At 73.5% G+C, this 16744-nt stretch carries 16 protein-coding genes and 1 pseudogene; 4 read left to right on the forward strand and 13 right to left on the reverse strand.

The genetic code is table 11. The features are described from left to right. From ACFWPT_RS02130 to ACFWPT_RS02140, 3 genes and pseudogenes are all read left to right on the forward strand, one after another. Positions 1-1718, forward strand: a pseudogene (locus ACFWPT_RS02130) (hypothetical protein); the annotation flags it as partial. Between the two features lie 221 nt (positions 1719-1939). After that, positions 1940-2890, forward strand: a complete 951-nt coding sequence (locus ACFWPT_RS02135) for a DsbA family protein (protein WP_380478829.1) — start codon at positions 1940-1942, stop codon at positions 2888-2890. A 237-nt stretch (positions 2891-3127) separates the two neighbouring features. Next, positions 3128-4006 (forward strand): DsbA family protein, encoded by an 879-nt coding sequence (locus tag ACFWPT_RS02140; RefSeq protein ID WP_380374388.1) that lies wholly within the window; start codon positions 3128-3130, stop codon positions 4004-4006. 49 nt (positions 4007-4055) lie between these two features. Here the strand turns inward: ACFWPT_RS02140 and ACFWPT_RS02145 are convergent, their stop codons facing one another. Both ACFWPT_RS02145 and ACFWPT_RS02150 read right to left on the reverse strand, forming a co-directional pair. Beyond that, the gene (locus tag ACFWPT_RS02145; protein ID WP_380478831.1) at positions 4056-4529 is read right to left on the reverse strand and encodes an STAS domain-containing protein; all 474 of its coding nucleotides are present in this window, start codon (positions 4527-4529) and stop codon (positions 4056-4058) included. A gap of 166 nt (positions 4530-4695) precedes the next feature. Beyond that, positions 4696-5025 carry a helix-turn-helix transcriptional regulator gene (locus ACFWPT_RS02150; protein WP_380478833.1) on the reverse strand — a complete coding sequence of 110 codons (330 nt, stop codon included), beginning with the start codon at positions 5023-5025 and terminating at the stop codon, positions 4696-4698. Between the two features lie 406 nt (positions 5026-5431). On the opposite strand from ACFWPT_RS02150, the gene ACFWPT_RS02155 reads away from it, so the two are divergent. Then, a complete protein-coding gene (locus ACFWPT_RS02155) occupies positions 5432-7576 on the forward strand; it encodes a catalase (protein ID WP_380478835.1) in 2145 nt (714 codons plus the stop codon). 140 nt (positions 7577-7716) lie between these two features. On the opposite strand, the gene ACFWPT_RS02160 is transcribed toward ACFWPT_RS02155, so the two are convergent. From ACFWPT_RS02160 to ACFWPT_RS02210, 11 genes are all read right to left on the reverse strand, one after another. Further along, positions 7717-8175 (reverse strand): SRPBCC family protein, encoded by a 459-nt coding sequence (locus tag ACFWPT_RS02160; protein ID WP_063352569.1) that lies wholly within the window; start codon positions 8173-8175, stop codon positions 7717-7719. Positions 8176-8296: 121 nt separating this feature from the next. After that, positions 8297-9106 (reverse strand): YhjD/YihY/BrkB family envelope integrity protein, encoded by an 810-nt coding sequence (locus ACFWPT_RS02165; protein ID WP_079136563.1) that lies wholly within the window; start codon positions 9104-9106, stop codon positions 8297-8299. Between the two features lie 256 nt (positions 9107-9362). Next, positions 9363-9788 carry an ATP-binding protein gene (locus ACFWPT_RS02170; protein ID WP_380478838.1) on the reverse strand — a complete coding sequence of 142 codons (426 nt, stop codon included), beginning with the start codon at positions 9786-9788 and terminating at the stop codon, positions 9363-9365. Positions 9789-9933: 145 nt separating this feature from the next. Continuing rightward, entirely contained in the window at positions 9934-10299 is a 366-nt protein-coding gene (locus ACFWPT_RS02175) for a hypothetical protein (RefSeq protein WP_380374374.1), read from the reverse strand. Between the two features lie 130 nt (positions 10300-10429). Then, positions 10430-12754, reverse strand: a complete 2325-nt coding sequence (locus tag ACFWPT_RS02180; RefSeq protein WP_380478840.1) for a PP2C family protein-serine/threonine phosphatase — start codon at positions 12752-12754, stop codon at positions 10430-10432. Next, positions 12751-13317 carry a response regulator gene (locus ACFWPT_RS02185; protein ID WP_380478842.1) on the reverse strand — a complete coding sequence of 189 codons (567 nt, stop codon included), beginning with the start codon at positions 13315-13317 and terminating at the stop codon, positions 12751-12753. Before ACFWPT_RS02185 ends, ACFWPT_RS02180 begins: the two co-directional genes overlap by 4 nt. 185 nt (positions 13318-13502) lie before the next feature. Next, a complete protein-coding gene (locus tag ACFWPT_RS02190) occupies positions 13503-13880 on the reverse strand; it encodes an STAS domain-containing protein (protein WP_380478844.1) in 378 nt (125 codons plus the stop codon). Positions 13881-13917: 37 nt separating this feature from the next. Next, positions 13918-14076, reverse strand: coding sequence for a hypothetical protein (locus ACFWPT_RS02195; RefSeq protein WP_380374365.1), 159 nt, complete (start codon positions 14074-14076; stop codon positions 13918-13920). Positions 14077-14179: 103 nt separating this feature from the next. Further along, positions 14180-15169 (reverse strand): SigB/SigF/SigG family RNA polymerase sigma factor, encoded by a 990-nt coding sequence (locus tag ACFWPT_RS02200; RefSeq protein ID WP_380374363.1) that lies wholly within the window; start codon positions 15167-15169, stop codon positions 14180-14182. 416 nt (positions 15170-15585) lie between these two features. After that, on the reverse strand, positions 15586-16071 hold the full coding sequence (locus ACFWPT_RS02205; RefSeq protein ID WP_380374360.1) for an ATP-binding protein: 486 nt from the start codon (positions 16069-16071) through the stop codon (positions 15586-15588). Between the two features lie 12 nt (positions 16072-16083). After that, the gene (locus ACFWPT_RS02210) at positions 16084-16638 is read right to left on the reverse strand and encodes an STAS domain-containing protein (RefSeq protein WP_380478846.1); all 555 of its coding nucleotides are present in this window, start codon (positions 16636-16638) and stop codon (positions 16084-16086) included. Between the last annotated feature and the right edge of the window lie 106 nt (positions 16639-16744).

Below are 16744 nucleotides of genomic sequence, written 5' to 3' on the forward strand. Positions count from 1 at the left end.
GGCCCGGCGGTAGCGGCCCCTGGGCCGGCGTCACCACCCTCCCGCCCGGCGGCACCGCCTACTGGCGCATCACCGTCACCAACACCGACGGCGTCGACATCAACGGCATCACCCTGACCGACACCGTCACCCCGGCATGCGCCACAGCCGCCGGCACCTTCAACCTGACAGCAGGAGCCAGCAAGCAGATCTACTGCAACCTCCCCAACGTCACCACCTCGACCACAAACGTGGTGACGGCCACCTTCCCGGGGCCGGGCGGCACACCTCCGATCACCACACCGCCGTCGGAAGCAACGGCCAACGTTCCGTCGCTGGCCATCGTCAAGGAGGTCTGCACCTCGGCAACCGCCGCCGACTGCGGGCCCGGCGGCAACGGCCCCTGGACCGGCATCACCACCCTCCCGCCCGGCGGCACCGCCTACTGGCGCATCACCGTCACCAACACCGGTGCGGTCCCGGTCAACGACATCACCCTGACGGATGCCGTGACCCCCGCGTGCGCCACAGCGGCAGGAACGTTCAACCTGGCGGCGGGAGCAAACAGGCAGGTCTTCTGCAACCTCGCCAACGTCACCAAGCCCACCACCAACGTCGTCACCGCGACCTTCCCCGGACCCGGCGGCACCCCCATCACCACACCGCCGTCGGAAGCGACCGCCAACGTTCCGTCGCTGGCCATCGTCAAGGAGGTCTGCACCTCGGCAACCGCCGCTGACTGCATCGAGGGTGGTAACGGCCCCTGGGCCGGCGTCACCACCGTTCCGCCCGGCGCCACCGCGTACTGGCGGATCACCGTCACCAACACCGACGGCGTCGACATCAACGGCATCACCCTGACGGATACCGTCACCCCGGCATGCGCCACAGCCGCCGGCACCTTCAACCTCGCAGCAGGAGCGAACAAGCAGATCTTCTGCTCCAGCTCGCACCTGACGGAGTCGACGACGAACACCGTCACGGCCACGTTCCCCGGTCCCGGTGGGACGCCCATCACCACCCCGCCCTCCGAGGCCACGGCGAACGTTCCCTCGCTGGCCATCAACAAGGAGGTCTGCCAGTCCGACGTCCCCGGCAACTGCGCCGAGGGCGGGTCCGGTCCGTGGGGCAAGGAGACCACTCTCCACAAGAACGACGGCAAGGAGGACTGTGACCGCGACAAGTGCAAGGCGTACTGGCGGATCACCGTCACCAACACCGGCACGGTCGACATCAGCGGCATCACACTGAACGACCAGCAGGAGGCCTCCTGCGTCGCCGCTGCGGGGACGTTCAGTCTGGCCTCCGGGCAGGAGAAGAGGTTCTTCTGCTCCAGCGTCATCACGGAGGACACGACCAACACCGTGACGGCCTCCTTCCTGCCGCCGAACGCCGCGCCGGGTACCCCGCCGATCACCACTCCCCCGTCCTCCGCGATCGCACGCTGCACCCCGCCCTGCGACAGGGACAAGTGCAACGAGCACAAGCCCGAGCCGGGTGACGGCCACGGCCACGGCGGTCACGGCGACGGGATGGAGGTCGGCCACGGACCGGAGCCGGCCGGCTACCCGCAGCCGGGTGGCGGCAACGTCTCCGGCCCGAACGGCGGGGTCCTGCCGCACACCGGCGCCGCTGTGGTGCCCTTCACCCTCACGAGCGCGCTCCTGGCGGGCCTCGGCGCCCTGCTGGTCGTGGTCGTCAGGGTTCGGCGGAACCGGAAGGGAGTGAGGAGCGAGTGATCGCAGCCTGACCGGGGTCTGATCGGCCCCGACCGGTGGCCCGGGAACACCCGTTTCCGGGCCACCGCCCTGTCGTGGCGTTGCTGCGTTCGCATAATTGCTGATTGACGATCGGTACGGTGAGCAGCTCATCGCTCTGCTCATGTCTATAAACGGGGGGGGGAACAAGGCAATCACTCGACATCCGGCCGTCGAGTGTCGAACCGATTGGAACGAATCCCATGGCCTTCTGGGACGACGAGGATGTCCCCAATCCGACAGATGACTCCCCCGCGCCGTCCGATCGGCGGCAATCCGTCCGGACCGGGTCGGCGCACCGGACCCGCAAGCGCGTCCTGCTGGCCGTCACCGTGGCGGCCGTGGTCGTCGGCGGCGGATTCCTGTTCCGTCCGGGGTTCGGACCCGACCACGCCGAACCCCCGTCCGGGTCCAGCGGGGACTCGATCCCGGTCGGCTACCAGCAGGCACCCGCCACGCTGGTGGTCTACGAGGACTACGACTGCGCCGCCTGCCGGAAGTTCGCCGAGCGGTTCGACCCGACACTCCGCCAGCTGGTCGCCGAGAATCGCCTGGTCATCCAATACCACCCGGTGACGACCGACGGCCGCAAGACCTCGGCCCAGGCCGCCAACGCGGCGGCGTGCGCCCAGGACGCGGGAAAGTTCACCGCCTTCCGCGAGGTGCTCGTCGCGGAAGGCAAGCAGGATCCGGACGCGAAGCAGGACCTGCGCTCGCTCGCCGACCGGGTGAGCGAGCTGCGGTCCGCGGCGTTCGACCGGTGCGTCGACGACGGCACGCACGCGGGCTGGGTGAGCCGCGAGAGCGGCACGTTCGCGAAACAGTTCCACACGGACGCACCGGTGGCCGTGCTCAACGGCGACCGGGTCGAAATCGACGGTGACGGGGCTGCCACCAAGCTGTGGAAGACGGTCGAGGACCTCGCGCTGAAGGACCCTGGCTTCCACCCGCCGGTGAGCACCCCGTCGCACCCGCGCGCCTCGACGGGCCCGGCCGCCACCGCCTCGGGCTCGGCGCACGCGGCCTCCTCCGCCTCGGCAGCCTCCTCCGCCTCGGCGTCCGCCTCGCCCAGCAGGGCGAGGACGGCCGAAGCGTCCGGGCGTACGGCGGCGGCTTCCGGCGCCAGGGAGTCATCACACGCTTCCGACGACTGACGACCAGTCGCCCCGGCCGTTGTCGCGCGACGGAACACCCCCGCCCGGTTCAGCGCCGCGCGTCACTCCCGGTCAGGACCGACCCGGCGGCTGAGGGCCACTACGAGACGGCGGCCCGGAGTAATTCTTCCGGTGGACGCGGAAGGGCGGAGAGGTATTCCGTCCCCTCCGTGGGCAGAACTCGCACCGAATAATTCGGGTTCAACGTTCAGAAACCAACCAGCGAACGAGGGGAACATGAGCCGGGCAAATCGAAATGGAAAGCTGATTGCACATGAGCGCAGGCGCGCGGAACGCGCGGCACGGGAAATTCTCGCGAAGCGTCGACGCCGTTTCATGGCATTCGGCCTCGTGCCCGCCGTCGTGACCTCTGCGGTGATCACAGGGGTCGTCGTGCAGACGTACCGGTCCCAGGACGACCGGCCCGCCCTGGCGCCCCTCGGAACCGTGGCCGGAGGCAAGGCCATCGAGGTGGGGGCGGAGAAGGCTCCGGCCACCCTGGAGGTCTACGAGGACTTCCGCTGCCCCGCCTGCCAGGCGGCCGAGGCGCGCCTCGGCGAGGTACTGCAGAAGTACGTGCAGTCCGGACGGCTGCGCCTGGAGTACCACCCCCTCGCGGCCATTGACGCCGGCCTTGGCGGGAAGGGTTCGCTGCGAGCGGCCAACGCCGTCGCGTGCGCGCAGGACCTGGCCAAATTCGCCCATTACCATGCCGTCCTCTTCTCCAACCAACCCGAGGAGAAGAACGACAGGTTCGCCGACCGTGCGGAACTCCTTCGGCTCGCCGAAAATGTCCCCGGACTGCGGACACCGGCTTTTGAGCAATGCGTCAACAAGGGAACGCACGAGGCTTGGGTGCGCACTGTCACGGAGGAGTTCCGCGACCACGAATTCCGGGGGACGCCGGCCATGCTGCTCAACGGCAAGCAGCTCGACGGGCATGCCGGTGGGGCCATGGCCTCGAAGGAGGCGTTCGAGGGCGCGGTGCTCGAAGCCGTCGCCGAGGCCGGCGGGCCCTCACCGTCGCCCTCGGCGTCACTCCCCTCTTCGCCTGCGCAGCCGCCCGAGCATGCGGCCCGTCCGCGTTCGACGCCGAGTTCGGCCCCATCGCCCTGATCCGTACCGGCAGGCCCGCGCCAGGGGGGAGGGGGGAGTCGGCGTGTGGCTATGGGTCTGCGTTCTCGGTGTGCGGGGAGTCGGCGGGGCGTTCGGTGGCGGCGGGGGTGAAGAGGCCGGTCGTCTCGGTGATCGCGAGCAGGCGCTCGACCTGGGTGCTGGCCGCGGTGATCGCGAGGGTGCGGTCGGTGCGGTGCGCGGTGCTGCGCAGGCCCAGCAGGAGGTTGAGGCCGGAGCTGTCGCAGAAGGGGACGGCGGACAGGTCGACGTCGAGCCCGGTGCCGCTGGCCCGCAGCGCGCGTCCGAGGGTCTCGTCCAGGCCGCCGACGACGTCGAGGTCGATCTCGCCGCGGACCGTCGCACGGACCCGGTCCCCTTCGACGGCGAGCCGGACCAGCAGGCCCTTGGCGACGTGCAGGTCCGCGGGCAGGCTCCCGTCGGCCGGGGGTGGCGGGGGCGGCGCGGGGGATGGAGGAGTCGGGGTCGGGGCAGCGGGACGCGCCACGGGCGGCTTACCGCGCATGGTCTCTTCTCCTGCCTGTGAGCCATGGGACGACATCTCCAGCGTCTGCCGAATCCCTTCTCACGTCAACCAATACGTGAACGGAAATTCGTCAATGGCAATGCGTGCAATCGGGTTCGGCCATGCGTGCCATCGGGGTGTCATCGGCCTGTCATCGGCGGCGTGGTCAGCGCAGCAGGACGGCCAGTAGCTCCGCCAGCGTCGGGCCGCTGTCGGCGGGGTGGCGCAGCTGCTTGCCGTCGATGACGCGGTAGACGTTCGAGCGCCCGACCCGGTGGTGGCTGAGATAGCCCGCCTCTTCGAGGTCGACGATGATCCGCTGGACCGCTCGCTCGGTCAGCAGGCAGCTGGTCGCGACGTCGCGCACCCTGATGCCCGGGTCCCGGGCGATCTGCACCAGGACGCGCGCGTGATTGGTCAGGAACGTCCACTGGCGCCCGATGGCCGGCTGTTCTTCCACGCCCTCAGGATAGGGCGGTCGCGTTGGCTGAGACATGAGAGGAATTCGCGTGCTCCTTCCCGCTTTTCGTGGTCGCGGCGCGGTCTCGCGCACGGCCTGCATCCGCTCTCCGATCTCCCCCCTTGTGGTCCTCCCGGTGGTCCTCCCGCAACAGGACGATGGCATCGTTCGACATTGCCCGTCTCCTCACTCAGAGGCTTCCCCTCCCGACTCCGGCGTGTCCCCCGCTGCCCCTGTGCCAAACACCGCACTCAAACACCGCACTCAAACACCGCGCTCAAACATCGCGCGCCTCTGCCGAACACCGCTGACCTCCTGCTTCGGCGCCGACGGCCGCTCGCGCGCGGTTTGCCGGGCCGCCCATCGGGCAGCCGCCCCGCCGACACGAGCCGGGGCCGACGGCCCGGCCGCCCCGCGCCGTTCCCAGGACGGAGACCGCGACATGCCCATCAACCCCGAAACCCCCCAGCCCGAGCCGCCCGCCGACCCCGGACCCGACGCCAAGGACACCACCGACGCCAAGGACGCCGCACTCGACGCCTTCCGCGCCCCGGACCCGGACGGCCCGCTCACCACCGACCAGGGTGTGCGCGTCGACGACACCGACAACTCGCTCATCATCGGCGACCGCGGCCCCACCCTGCTGGAGGACTTCCACCTCCGCGAGAAGCTCACCCACTTCGACCACGAGCGCATCCCCGAACGCGTGGTGCACGCCCGCGGTGCCGGCGCCTACGGCTTCTTCGAACCGTACGAGTCGCTCGCCGGGTTCACCTGCGCCGACTTCCTCCAGGAGGCCGGGCGCCGCACCCCGGTGTTCGTACGTTTCTCGACCGTGCAGGGACCGCGCGGCTCCGCCGACACCGTACGGGACGTCCGCGGCTTCGCCACCAAGTTCTACACCCGGCACGGGAATTACGACCTGGTGGGCAACAACATGCCGGTGTTCTTCATCCAGGACGCCGTCAAGTTCCCGGACTTCGTCCACGCGGTGAAGCCCGAACCGCAGAACGAGATCCCCACCGGCGCCTCCGCGCACGACACCTTCTGGGACTTCTGCTCGCTCCAGCCCGAGTCCACCCACATGCTGATGTGGGTGATGTCCGACCGGGCGATCCCGCGCAGCTACCGGATGATGCAGGGCTTCGGTGTGCACACCTTCCGCCTGGTGAACCGGGACGGGCGCGGCACGTTCGTCAAGTTCCACTGGCGGCCGCGGCTCGGCGTCTGCTCCCAGGTGTGGGACGAGGCCCAGGTCACCGCCGGGCGGGATCCGGACTTCCACCGCCGGGACCTGTGGGAGGCGATCGCGGCGGGGGACTTCCCCGAATGGGAGCTCGGTGTCCAACTGGTCACGGCGAAGGACGAGTTCGCCTTCCCCTTCGACCTGCTGGACCCGACGAAGCTGATCCCGGAGGAACTGGTGCCGGTGCGTCCGGTGGGGCGGATGGTCCTCGACCGCAACCCGCAGAACTTCTTCGCCGAGACCGAGCAGGTGGCCTTCCACACCGCCAACATCGTGCCCGGGATCGACTTCACCAACGACCCGCTGCTCCAGGGCCGCAACTTCTCCTACCTGGACACCCAGCTGATCCGCCTGGGAGGCCCCAACTTCGGCCAGCTGCCCGTCAACCGCCCGCTGGCCGACGTACGGACCAACCACCGCGACGGCTACGGCCAGCAGGCCATCCACCCGGGGACGAGCTACGCACCGAACTCGGTGGGCGGCGGCTGCCCGTTCACCATGGGCGGCGGCCACCTGCCGGAAGGGGTGTTCCAGCACTACCAGCAACGGGTCAACGGCAGGGCGATCCGGCGGCGCAGCCCCAGCTTCGCCGACCACTACAGCCAGGCCGCGCTGTTCTGGCGCAGCATGGCGGGCTGGGAGCAGCGGCACATCATCGCCGCGTTCGCGTTCGAGCTCGGCAAGGTGGGCGACGAGGAGGTGCGGCGCCGGATGGTCGGCAACCTGGTGCGCGTGGACCCCGACCTGGCGGCGGAGGTCGCCCGGCGCATCGGCGTGCCCGAACCGCAGCCGTCACCCGGAGACCGGGCGGCAGCGAAGGGCGGCGAGGCGGCGGGCCCCCGGGTCTCCCCGGCGCTCAGCCTGGAGAACCTGCGCGGCAGCGGCATCCGTACCCGCAAGGTCGCCGTGCTGGCCGCGCCCGGGGTCGACGGCGGCCAGGTGCGGGCCGCGCACGAGCGGCTGGGCGCGCAGGGCGCCGTCGTGGAGACGCTGGCCGCGCACGGCGGTCACGTGGCCGCCCGTGGTGGTGACCCTCTGCCGGTGGACCGCCCGCTGCCCACCACCGCCTCGGTGCTGTACGACGCGGTGGTGGTTCCGGACGGCGCCGGGCCCGCGCTGGCCGCCGATCCGGACGCCGTCCGCTTCCTCGCCGAGGCGCTGCGCCACGGCAAGCCGGCGGCGCTGCTCGGCTCCGGCGTCGACCTGGCCCGGGCGGGCGGTTACGACGCGCCCGGGAGCCTGGCCGGCGTCGCGCTCCACGACCCGCAGGAGCCGGCGGATCCGGCCCTGTGGGACGGCTTCGCCCGGCTGGTCGAGCGGCACCGCTTCCCGGACCGCTGACCCCGCAGCGGCGCCACTTCCGTGCCCGTGCCCGCCGGCGGGGCACGGGCACACGGCGGCCCCGACCGTTCGAGCCGGGGCCGCCGCCAGGGGGGTGCGGTCAGGGGGGCGTGATCAGGGGACGTGGACCGTGACGGGGCTCAGCCGGGGGTGATCCGGCCGCGCCAGCCACCCTCCTCCCGGCCCTGGTCCTCGATGAAGTCCTTGAAGCGCCGGAGGTCCCCCTTGACCCTGCGGTCGACCATGCCCAGCATGTCGCCGGTCTTCTCGGCCATCCCCTCCGGCTGGAAGTTGATGGCCAGGTTGATCCGGGTGTGCCGGTCGTCCAGTTCCTGGAAGGTGACGACGCCCTTCTGCCGCACGTCGCCGTCCGTCGTGCGCCAGGCGATCCGCTCGTCGGGCAGCTGGTCGATGATCTCGGTGTCGAACTCGCGGGTGACGCCGCCGATGCTGGTCCGCCAGTGGTTGTGGCGCTCGTCCAGCTGGGTCACCGCGTCGACGCCCTCCATAAAGCGCGGGAACTCCTCGAACTGGGTCCACTGGTTGTACGCGGCGTGCAGCGGCACGTCGACGTCGACCGTCTCCTTCACCATGCTCATCTGGGGCCTCCTCACGTGTACGGTGGCCGAGCCTTTCCCGGCCGCCCGCGCGCCTGCCCGCTGCGCCGCGCCCTAACCCACCCGCACGCCGTAGCACCGGCCACCCGGCCTGGCGCCGGCGCTACGGCGTGCGGCGGGCCTGGACCACGGCGCGCCCGGCCAGCGCGCCGCCGTAGACGGTGTAGCCGACGCCGATCAGCCAGGACTGGACGATCAGTACCGTCCCGACCGTCCCGTAGGAGACCGCGTTGGACACCAGCAGCGGCGCGAAGACCAGCCGGGAGAAGAGCCGCAGGCCCGCCAGCGCCACCATGGTCGCGACGGCTCCGGGCAGCAGTTGCCTCGGCGGGACGCGTCCGGCGAGCAGCAGGTGCTGGAGCCACCAGAACAGCAGGAGGCCGCCGACGGTCGTGACGGCGATGCGGAAGGAGGGCTGGACGGCCGAGTGGTGCCAGGGCATGCCGCTGGAGGCGGCCAGCACGATGTACCCGATCAGCCCGGCCAGGCCGAGGGTCTGGCGCCAGACCGCGTGCCACGGGCCGCGGTCGAGCTCCCACACGCGCTCGTAGACGCCCTGGACGGACGCCATCAACGAGACCCCGAAGACCGCCAGCGCGGCCAGGCCGAAGCCCGTGGTCGTGCTGAGCACCTGGCCCCGGGAGGCGAAGAGCCGGTGGACGGCGTCGGCGCCCGGCCCGCTCAGGCCGAGGCCGTCGGTGATCCACTCGGAGATCCCGCTGCCGCGCGAGGGGAAGGCGGCCGCGATGACGATCAGCAGCGGCACGAGGGTCACGAAGAAGAGCGCCGCGAAGGCCATCGAGCGCTGGAGCAGTTCGATGGTGCGGCCGTGTTCCCACACGCCGACGACGGCCGCCCGCAGGACCTGCCACCAGCTGCGGGCGATCTCCGTCAACCGGCTGCGGCGGCGCACGCCGCTCAACCCAGGACGCCGCGCGGCGACGGCGACGGCGGGGACGGGGACGGGGACGGCGACGGTCGGTTCACGGCCACTGGATCCTCGCTGTGCTCGACGCCCACGGACGGACCTGCCCCGTCAGGATGCCACCGCGCGTGGCGCGTCCGGCGCTCCGGCGTCGCGACCGGCACCCGGTGGCGCCGGGTGGCCGCGCGCGGACACCGCTCCTCCCGGACGCGGAACACCCGCCCGGCAGGCCGCCGACAGACCATCAGCTCGCGGCCAGCCGCAGGTCGCACCACACCGTCTTGCCCGTCCCCGACGGGTGCCAGCCCCAGCGCAGGGTGAGCCGGCTCAGCAGGAACAGGCCGAGGCCTCCCGATTCGTCCGGGGGGTGCGGGGGCCGGGGCAGCGGCGGGCGCGGGCTGGCGTCGCTGACCTCGATCCGCAGCCGGCCGGTGGCGCGGATCAGGAGCAGCGTCCCGGGCTCGCCGGCGTGGCGCAGGGCGTTGCCGACGAGTTCGGAGACCAGCAGGACGGCGTCGGCGACCAGCAGCGGGTCGCCGACGTCGGCCAGGAACTCGGCGGTGAAGGCCCGGGCGTCGGCGGCCGCCCCGGGGTGGGCCCGGAGCGGCAGCCGCTGCGCCCACGGCCTCGTGGGGAGCGGGCGTCCGGCGGAAGGCCGTGGTCCGGTCATGCGGTCGCGTCCTTCCCCGGCCCGGTGAGGGGCCCGTGGTCGTCGTGGGATCGGCTCCGGGGGCGTCGCCGCCTCAGTGGCCGAACAGGTGGCGGATCCGGCCGCCGCGCGGGGGCTCGACCGGTAGGCCGACGTCCTGGCCGCCCTACTGGGCGGGGCGTTCCTCGGGCGGCGCGGGCTGCTCGCCCCCGTCGGGCGGGAGGGGTCGCTCGGGCGGGTCCGGCCGCACCACCGGCTGGGACCGCTGGTGGGCCGCCCGGTGCGCGGCCGGCCGGACGGGGCGTCGGGTTCGCCGGGACCGCCGGACCGTCAGGACCATCAGGGCCAGGCCCAGGCAGAAGAGCAGGGCGAGGGCCAGCCCGGCGAGGAAGATGCCCAGGCTGTCGAGCGCCGGCAGGCGGATGCCCAGCACCGTCGCCTGGTAGTCGGGCCCGCCGGAGAGGTTGTCCGCGATCAGCAGTCCGGCGAAGGCACCGGCCGCCGCCATCAGCAGGAGTCCTAGCAGCAACATGGGGAGTCCTCTCCGTCGTCCGGTTCCGGTCGCCCCCGCAGGGCCGCGCCTACCCGGGCGGGCCCGTGCCTAACGCCGCGCTTCGCGGGCCTGCTCAGGGCGAGGGGACCGGGGTTCACGCGGCAGGGGGCTACCGGCTCTGGACGGCGATCAGGCAGGTGTCGTCGTCGGTGTCGGCGGGGCTGAGCTCCAGCAGCCGGTCGAGGTAGCGCTCCAGGTCGGGGCCGGGGGCTCCGGCGGCGCGGATCAGCTGGTCGACGGACTCCTCGACCGGGCGGTCCCGGCGTTCGACCAGGCCGTCGGTGTAGAGGACCAGGACGTCGCCCGGCGGCAGGTGGGCGGTGTGCTCCTCGTACCGGGCGTCGTCCAGGGCGCCGAGGAGCACGCCGTGCGGCAGCGGCAGCACCTGGGCGCCGTCCGCTCCGACCAGGATCGGGGGCAGGTGCCCGGCCCGCGCCCAGCGCAGTTCGCCGACGGCCGGGTCGATGAGCACGCAGACGGCCGTCGCGGTGATCTGGCCGGGTTCGCGCAGGGCGACGGTGTTGGCCCACTCCAGCATCCGGGCCGGGCCGGCCCCGGTGACGGCGAGGCCGCGCAGCGCGTGCCGCAGGGCGACCATGCCGGTGGCCGCGCCGACGCCGTGCCCGGCGACGTCCCCGACGGTGAGCAGCACCCGCTTGTCGGGCAGCAGCAGCACGTCGTACCAGTCGCCGCCGACCCGGTCGTGCTGGGCGGCGGGGCGGTAGCGGACGGCGGCGCGCAGGCCGGCCGGGCCGAGCGGGGGCGGAGCGGCGGGCAGGAGGGCCTGCTGGAGCCGCAGCGCCAGTCGCTCGCTGTCGGCGGTCTCCTGCTCGCTGTCGGCCAGGCGTGCCCGGGTGGCGCCGAGTGCGACCTCCGTACGGTGCTGGGCGGACACGTCGTGGAAGGCGCCGCGCACCCCGGTGAGCCGGCCGTGGTCGTCGAGGAGAGGCTCGGCGATCACCCGGGTGTACCGGTGGGTGCCGTCCTGGTCGGCCAGGCGGACGACGGCGGAGGCGGTCCGGTGCCGGCGCTGGACGGTGTCCAGCAGGCGCCGGATCGCGGGCTCGTCGTCGGGGTGGGCGTGCCGGGCGAGCTGGGCCAGCGGGACCGGGTCGGTGTCGGGCGGCAGCCCGTAGATCTCGTGCAGGCCGTCGCTCCAGCGGATCCGGCCGTCGGCCGGGCACTCCTCGAACCCGGCCACCCGGGCCAACCGCTGGGCCTGGCGCAGCAGGGCGCTCTGCTCGGCCTCACCGGCCCGCGCGGTCTCCGTCTGCCAGCCGACCAGCACGCGGCCGCCGACGGGGGCCGCCGCGAGCAGGACGGTGGCGGGAAGCGCGAGTCCGCCCTGCTGGAAGACCAGCCGGACCCGCTCGCCGGGCAACGGGACCCCGGTCTCGTGCACCCGGATCAGCCGTTCGAAGAGGCCGCCGGCGCACGCGGCCGGGTAGACCTCCAGGAGCGAGGTGCCCTCCAGCGTGTCCCGGGGGCGGCCCAGTGGATCGCGGAAGTGCGCGTTGGTCCGCAGGAGCGTGAAGTCGGCGACCTCTCCTCGGCGGACGACCGGCTCCAGCAGCAGGGCCGGGGTGGGCAGGCCCTCCAGGAGGGCGGTGTCGTCGCCGGGCGGGACGGGGACGGGGGTGGGGGCGGCGTCGGCGTCGGCGTCGGCGTCGGCGTCGGCCAGGAGGGTCGCGCAGAGGTCGGCGAGGGCGTGGAGCCGACGGCGTTGGGGCCCGCCGAGCACGGGGGCGGGGGCGGGGGCGGGGGCGGGGGCGGGCCACAGGACCTCCAGCGCGCCCCGGCGGCGGCCTGCGTCGATCAGCGGGAGGACGGCCCGGGCCGAGCCGGCCCCCACCGACGGGCCTGCGGCCTCCGGATCGCCGGGCCACAGCTCCGCGCCGCCGACCACGACGCGCTGGGCCGGGGTGGGGACGCCGGGTGGCACCCGGCTCCAGGCGTCGGCCTCGGCAGCGGACAGCCCGGCGTGCGCGGCGAGGGCGAGCACACCACCCGGCAGCCGCAGCCACAGCGCGACGGCGTGCGCGCCGAGCGCATCTGCCGTCTGCTCCAGGACGGCTTCGGCGACGCCTTGCAGATCAGCGATGGCGGCCAGCGCGGGCGTCACGGGTTCGGCTGTGCCCGCGAGCAGCCCGGGTGCCTGGCCGGGTGGCTGGCCAGGTGGCTGGCCGGACATCCCGGCGATGTCGGCGGCCAGGGCCGCCACGGGCACGGCGGCCTCCCGGGCGAGCCTGGCGAGTCGGGCGGCGGCTTCGGCGGGGAGCAGGCCGAGGCGTTCGGCCAGGATCCCGGTGGCCAGGTCGACGACGGCGCGGGCGCGGGCGTCGGCTTGCACCCGGGCGGCGGTGCTCTGGAGCCGGCGCACGGTTTCGGCGAGGGCCCGGGCCGTGGTGTCCGAGGGCTCGTGCCCGGCGGTCATGGCGTGTCCAGCCAGTGCCGCATCCGGCCGAGCAGGTGTCGGGTGTCGACGGGTTCGGTGACGTGGTCGTCGGCGCCGGCGGCGAGGCTCTTGTCCTGGTCCCCCGGCATGGCCTTGGCGGTGACGGCGATGGCCGGCAGGCGGGCGAAGCGCTCGTCGGCGCGGATGGCGGCGATCGCGGTGTAGCCGTCGAGGCCGGGCATCATCACGTCCATCAGCACGAGGTCGGTCTCGGGGCGGGTGCGCAGCAGGTCGAGCCCGGCGCGGCCGTCGGGGGCGTGCAGCAGGCGCTTCCAGGTGCCGGAGACGCCCTCGACCCGGGCCCGGCCACCGAGCCGGCCCTCGCTGCCGACCTCGCGGGCGATCCTGGTCACCTCGCCGGCGAACGCGGACGGCTGGTCGACCATGGTGTTGAAGATCGTCGCGATCTCCCCGAGCACGCCGGGCCGCTCGGGCGCGGGCCGGGTGGCGAAGTCCCCGTCGCGCACGGCGGTCAGCCCGGCGCGCAGATGCCGCAGGGCCTGCTCGGCCGGATCGGCGCCGGGTGCCGGCCGCTCGTCCATCCGTTCCACCGCCCGGGTCCGCCGCACGCCCGGGGTGCCCGACCGGGCGCCCCGACCCCGGGGCGGCGGGCCGCCGCCCTGCTCCCACTGTGCCACCGGAGGGCGAAGGGCGACAGGCAGGACAGGTGTCGGTCCGACGGGCCGAGGCCCGGGGCCCGCGCGGCCCGGGGCGACGGGCCGCGCGTTCACTCCGGTGGCGCGTCCCGCAGCACGAAGACCTCGACGGCCCCGGTCAGTTCGAGCATCCGCAGGACCAGCGGGCGGGGGCGGGCCAGTTCGATCCGGCTGCCCTCGGCGGCCGCGCGGGCGTGGGCCCGGAGCATCGCGTTGAGCCCCGTGGAGTCGCAGAACTCCAGGCCCGCGCAGTCGAGCACGATGACGGTGAGGGGCACGGCCAGGGCCGCGTCGAGGGCCGTGTGCAGGGCACCGACCGAGTCGAGGTCGAGTTCGCCGTCCAGCGCGAGCACGGTGCCGCCGGCCCACGGCCGGGCCCGTGCGGTGAACCCGCCCGGCCCCGGGGCACCCGGCGCCGGGGCACGGCCGGTCGGTGGTCGGCGGGTCATGGTGTCGGCTCCTTCCGTTACCGGCCGGTCGGGCGGTTCACGCCGTACGGTACGCATCCGCTCGGGCGGGTGCGGGGCGCAGCCCGTGGCCGGGGGCGCCGCCCGCGCCGGGGGTGACGGTGCCGCCCGCCGGGTCGGGGGCGCCGTCGAAGGGCAACCGCTCGACCCGGACGTGGTCGGAAACCTTCGGAGACACGGTGTTCCTCCTTCATCACGCTTCATCACGCTTCGCCCAGGGCGGCCCCCCGCAGCGCGGCTATCCGCTGCGGGGGGCCGGAAACGCCCGGGAGGGAGGGAAATCAGCGCGGCGCCTCGGGTTCAGCGGCTCCCTCGTCGTCCGCTCCACAGTCGTCCGCTCCACAGTCGTCCGCTCCCTCGGGTTCGGCCGGACCTGCGGGTTCGTCCGCCCAGCCGGGGGCGTCGCGGTCCTCCAACTGCTCGCGCAGGCTGGTGAGGGTGGCGGTGAGCAGGCGGGAGACATGCATCTGGGAGACGCCGATGCGCTCGGCGATCTCGGACTGGGTCCAGCCGTCCCAGAAGCGCAGCTTGAGCACCGTCTGATCGCGGCACGACAGTCGGGCGAGCAGGGGGCGCACGGCGGTGCGGAACTCCGCGAGTTCGATGCCGGGGTCGCAGGCCCCCAGGCGGTCGAGCATGGCGCTGCCGCTCTCGTCGAGGTCCTGCTCGCGCGGCGCGTCCAGCGAGTCGGGCCGGTAGACGCGGCCGGCGACCAGGCCCTCGGTGGCCTGCTCGACGGTGATGTGGAGGTCCTCGGCGATCTCGTCGGGGTGCGGGAGGCGGCCGAGTTCCTGCTCCAGCCGGTCGGATCCGCGGGCGACGGTCAGGTACAGCTCCTGCATGCCGCGCGGGACCCGGACCGGCCAGGAGGTGTCGCGGAAGAAGCGCTTGATCTCGCCGGCGATGGTGGGGATGGCGTAGGTGACGAACTCGACGCCGCGCTGCGGGTCGTAGCCGTCGACGGCCTTGATCAGGCCGATCGTGCCGACCTGGAGGATGTCGTCCATGTCCTCGGCGCGGTGCCGGAAGCGGGCGGCGATGAAGCGCACCAGTGGCATGTTGAGTTCGATGATCGTGCCGCGCACGTAGCTGTACGCGTGCGTTTCGCGGGCGAGTGCGGCCAGGCGCTCGAACAGCGTGTCGCTGAGTTCGCGCGCCTCGTACTTGCCCATCGCGCGCAGTTGCGCGTCCGTCGGGCGGGGTGGCACGTCGGGCGGCAGGCCGGACGGCGGGGCGGCCGTCCGGTCGGTGGGGCGACCGGTTTCCATCATGGTGGACACGGTGGCTCTCTCCTGGGGCATCGGGGCGAACGCCCGGCACCGCGAGCGGCTCGCGCCGAACGCGACGGGGCTGCTTTCCGGAGGACCTGTGCCCGGCTTCCGTCGGGCGACGGTCCCGGTGGCACCCGGCGAGGGTGCGGACGCGACTGGCTGCGATCCACGGCCGCGTCATGCGTTCTCTACCCGACACACGACTTCCAATTCATGCTTTGGGCGGTTTATTACCTTATCTACGGGTGCACGCGCATGCCGACCACGCCGGTCAGGATGACCATCCCGACTCCCCCGGGCCCGGACACCGAGCCGCCCCCCACCCGAACCCCGCCCCGAAGCCGGGCGAGGACCCCGACCCGAAGCCGCCGCCCCAGCCGCACCCCGGTCAGACCTGACCCCCTGTTCCCGGGGGGTCAGAGCTGGAGGGCGCCGGGATCCACCGGGGGCGCGACCTCCAGCCAGACCAGCTTCCCCTCGCCCTCGGGCAGGCAGCCCCAGTCGCGCGCCAGCCGGTCCACCACCCGCAGGCCGTGGCCGCCGGGACGGCCCGGGTCCGCGAACGGGCGCAGCCGCGGCGCGGCCGGGCTGGCGTCCGAGACCTCCACCCGCAGCCGCTCGCCGTCCCAGCCCAGCCGCAGCTCCCGGGGACCGCCGGGCGCGTACAGGCACGCATTGGTGACCAGCTCCGACACCATCAGCAGCACGTCCTCCGCCGCCGCCAGCCGCCCGGCATCCGGCGCGGGCAGCCAGTGCCAGGCGAGCAACGCCGCACGGCTGAAGTCCCGGGACCGCTGGACCGCGCTCTCACTGCCGGCCAGTACGAGCCGCCTGGTCCGGTCGGAGCCGCTCGGCCGCTGGCCGGAGTCCTTCGGCAACGCTCCCTCCCCGGAGCTCTTCATGCCGGGTTCTCCTCACTCCACGTCGTCGCAGCCGCGCTGCGGCGGGTCCGCGGTCTTCAGAGCGGCGTCGAGGTCGGGGTGGATGCGCAGCACCGTATCGGCCTCCGTGATCGCGAACAGCCTCGCCACCACGGGCCTCGGACCGGCGAGTTCCAGCCGCAGGCCGGCCGCCTCGGCGTCCAGGCGTGCGCGCAGCAGCAGGTTCAGCCCGGTGGAGTCGCAGAACCTCAGGCCGGTGAGGTCGACGACGATCCATTCCTCGCCCCCGGCCACCGGACGGGACAGCGCCGTCCACAGCCCGTTCGCGCTGCCATGATCCAGTTCGCCTTCGACGGAGACCACCCGCGCGCGGCCCTCCCGGCGCACCGCGACGCGAAGGCCGCCGGGTTGCTGCTCGGCCGGCCGTGGCAGGGCAGGCTCCCGGTCCGTTCGCGGCGGAGTCCTGTCGTCCCGACCGCCGTCCCGCGCGGCGGTTCGGGTCGCGCGTCCGGCCCGGGCCGGACGGACCGCCGCCCCGGGCAGGTCTGCCCCGGGCAGGGCCGGGCTCACCACCCGCTCCTCGTCCATGCCCCGCGTGTGCCCGCAGCCGTGGTGGCTACACGTGTGCTGGCGTTCTCCACCGTCGGGCACGTCGGCCTGTTCCTGACCGCCGCGGCAGCTGTGAACGCGAGCG

The organism is Kitasatospora sp. NPDC058478 (assembly GCF_042720345.1).
Lineage (GTDB): Bacteria > Actinomycetota > Actinomycetes > Streptomycetales > Streptomycetaceae > Kitasatospora.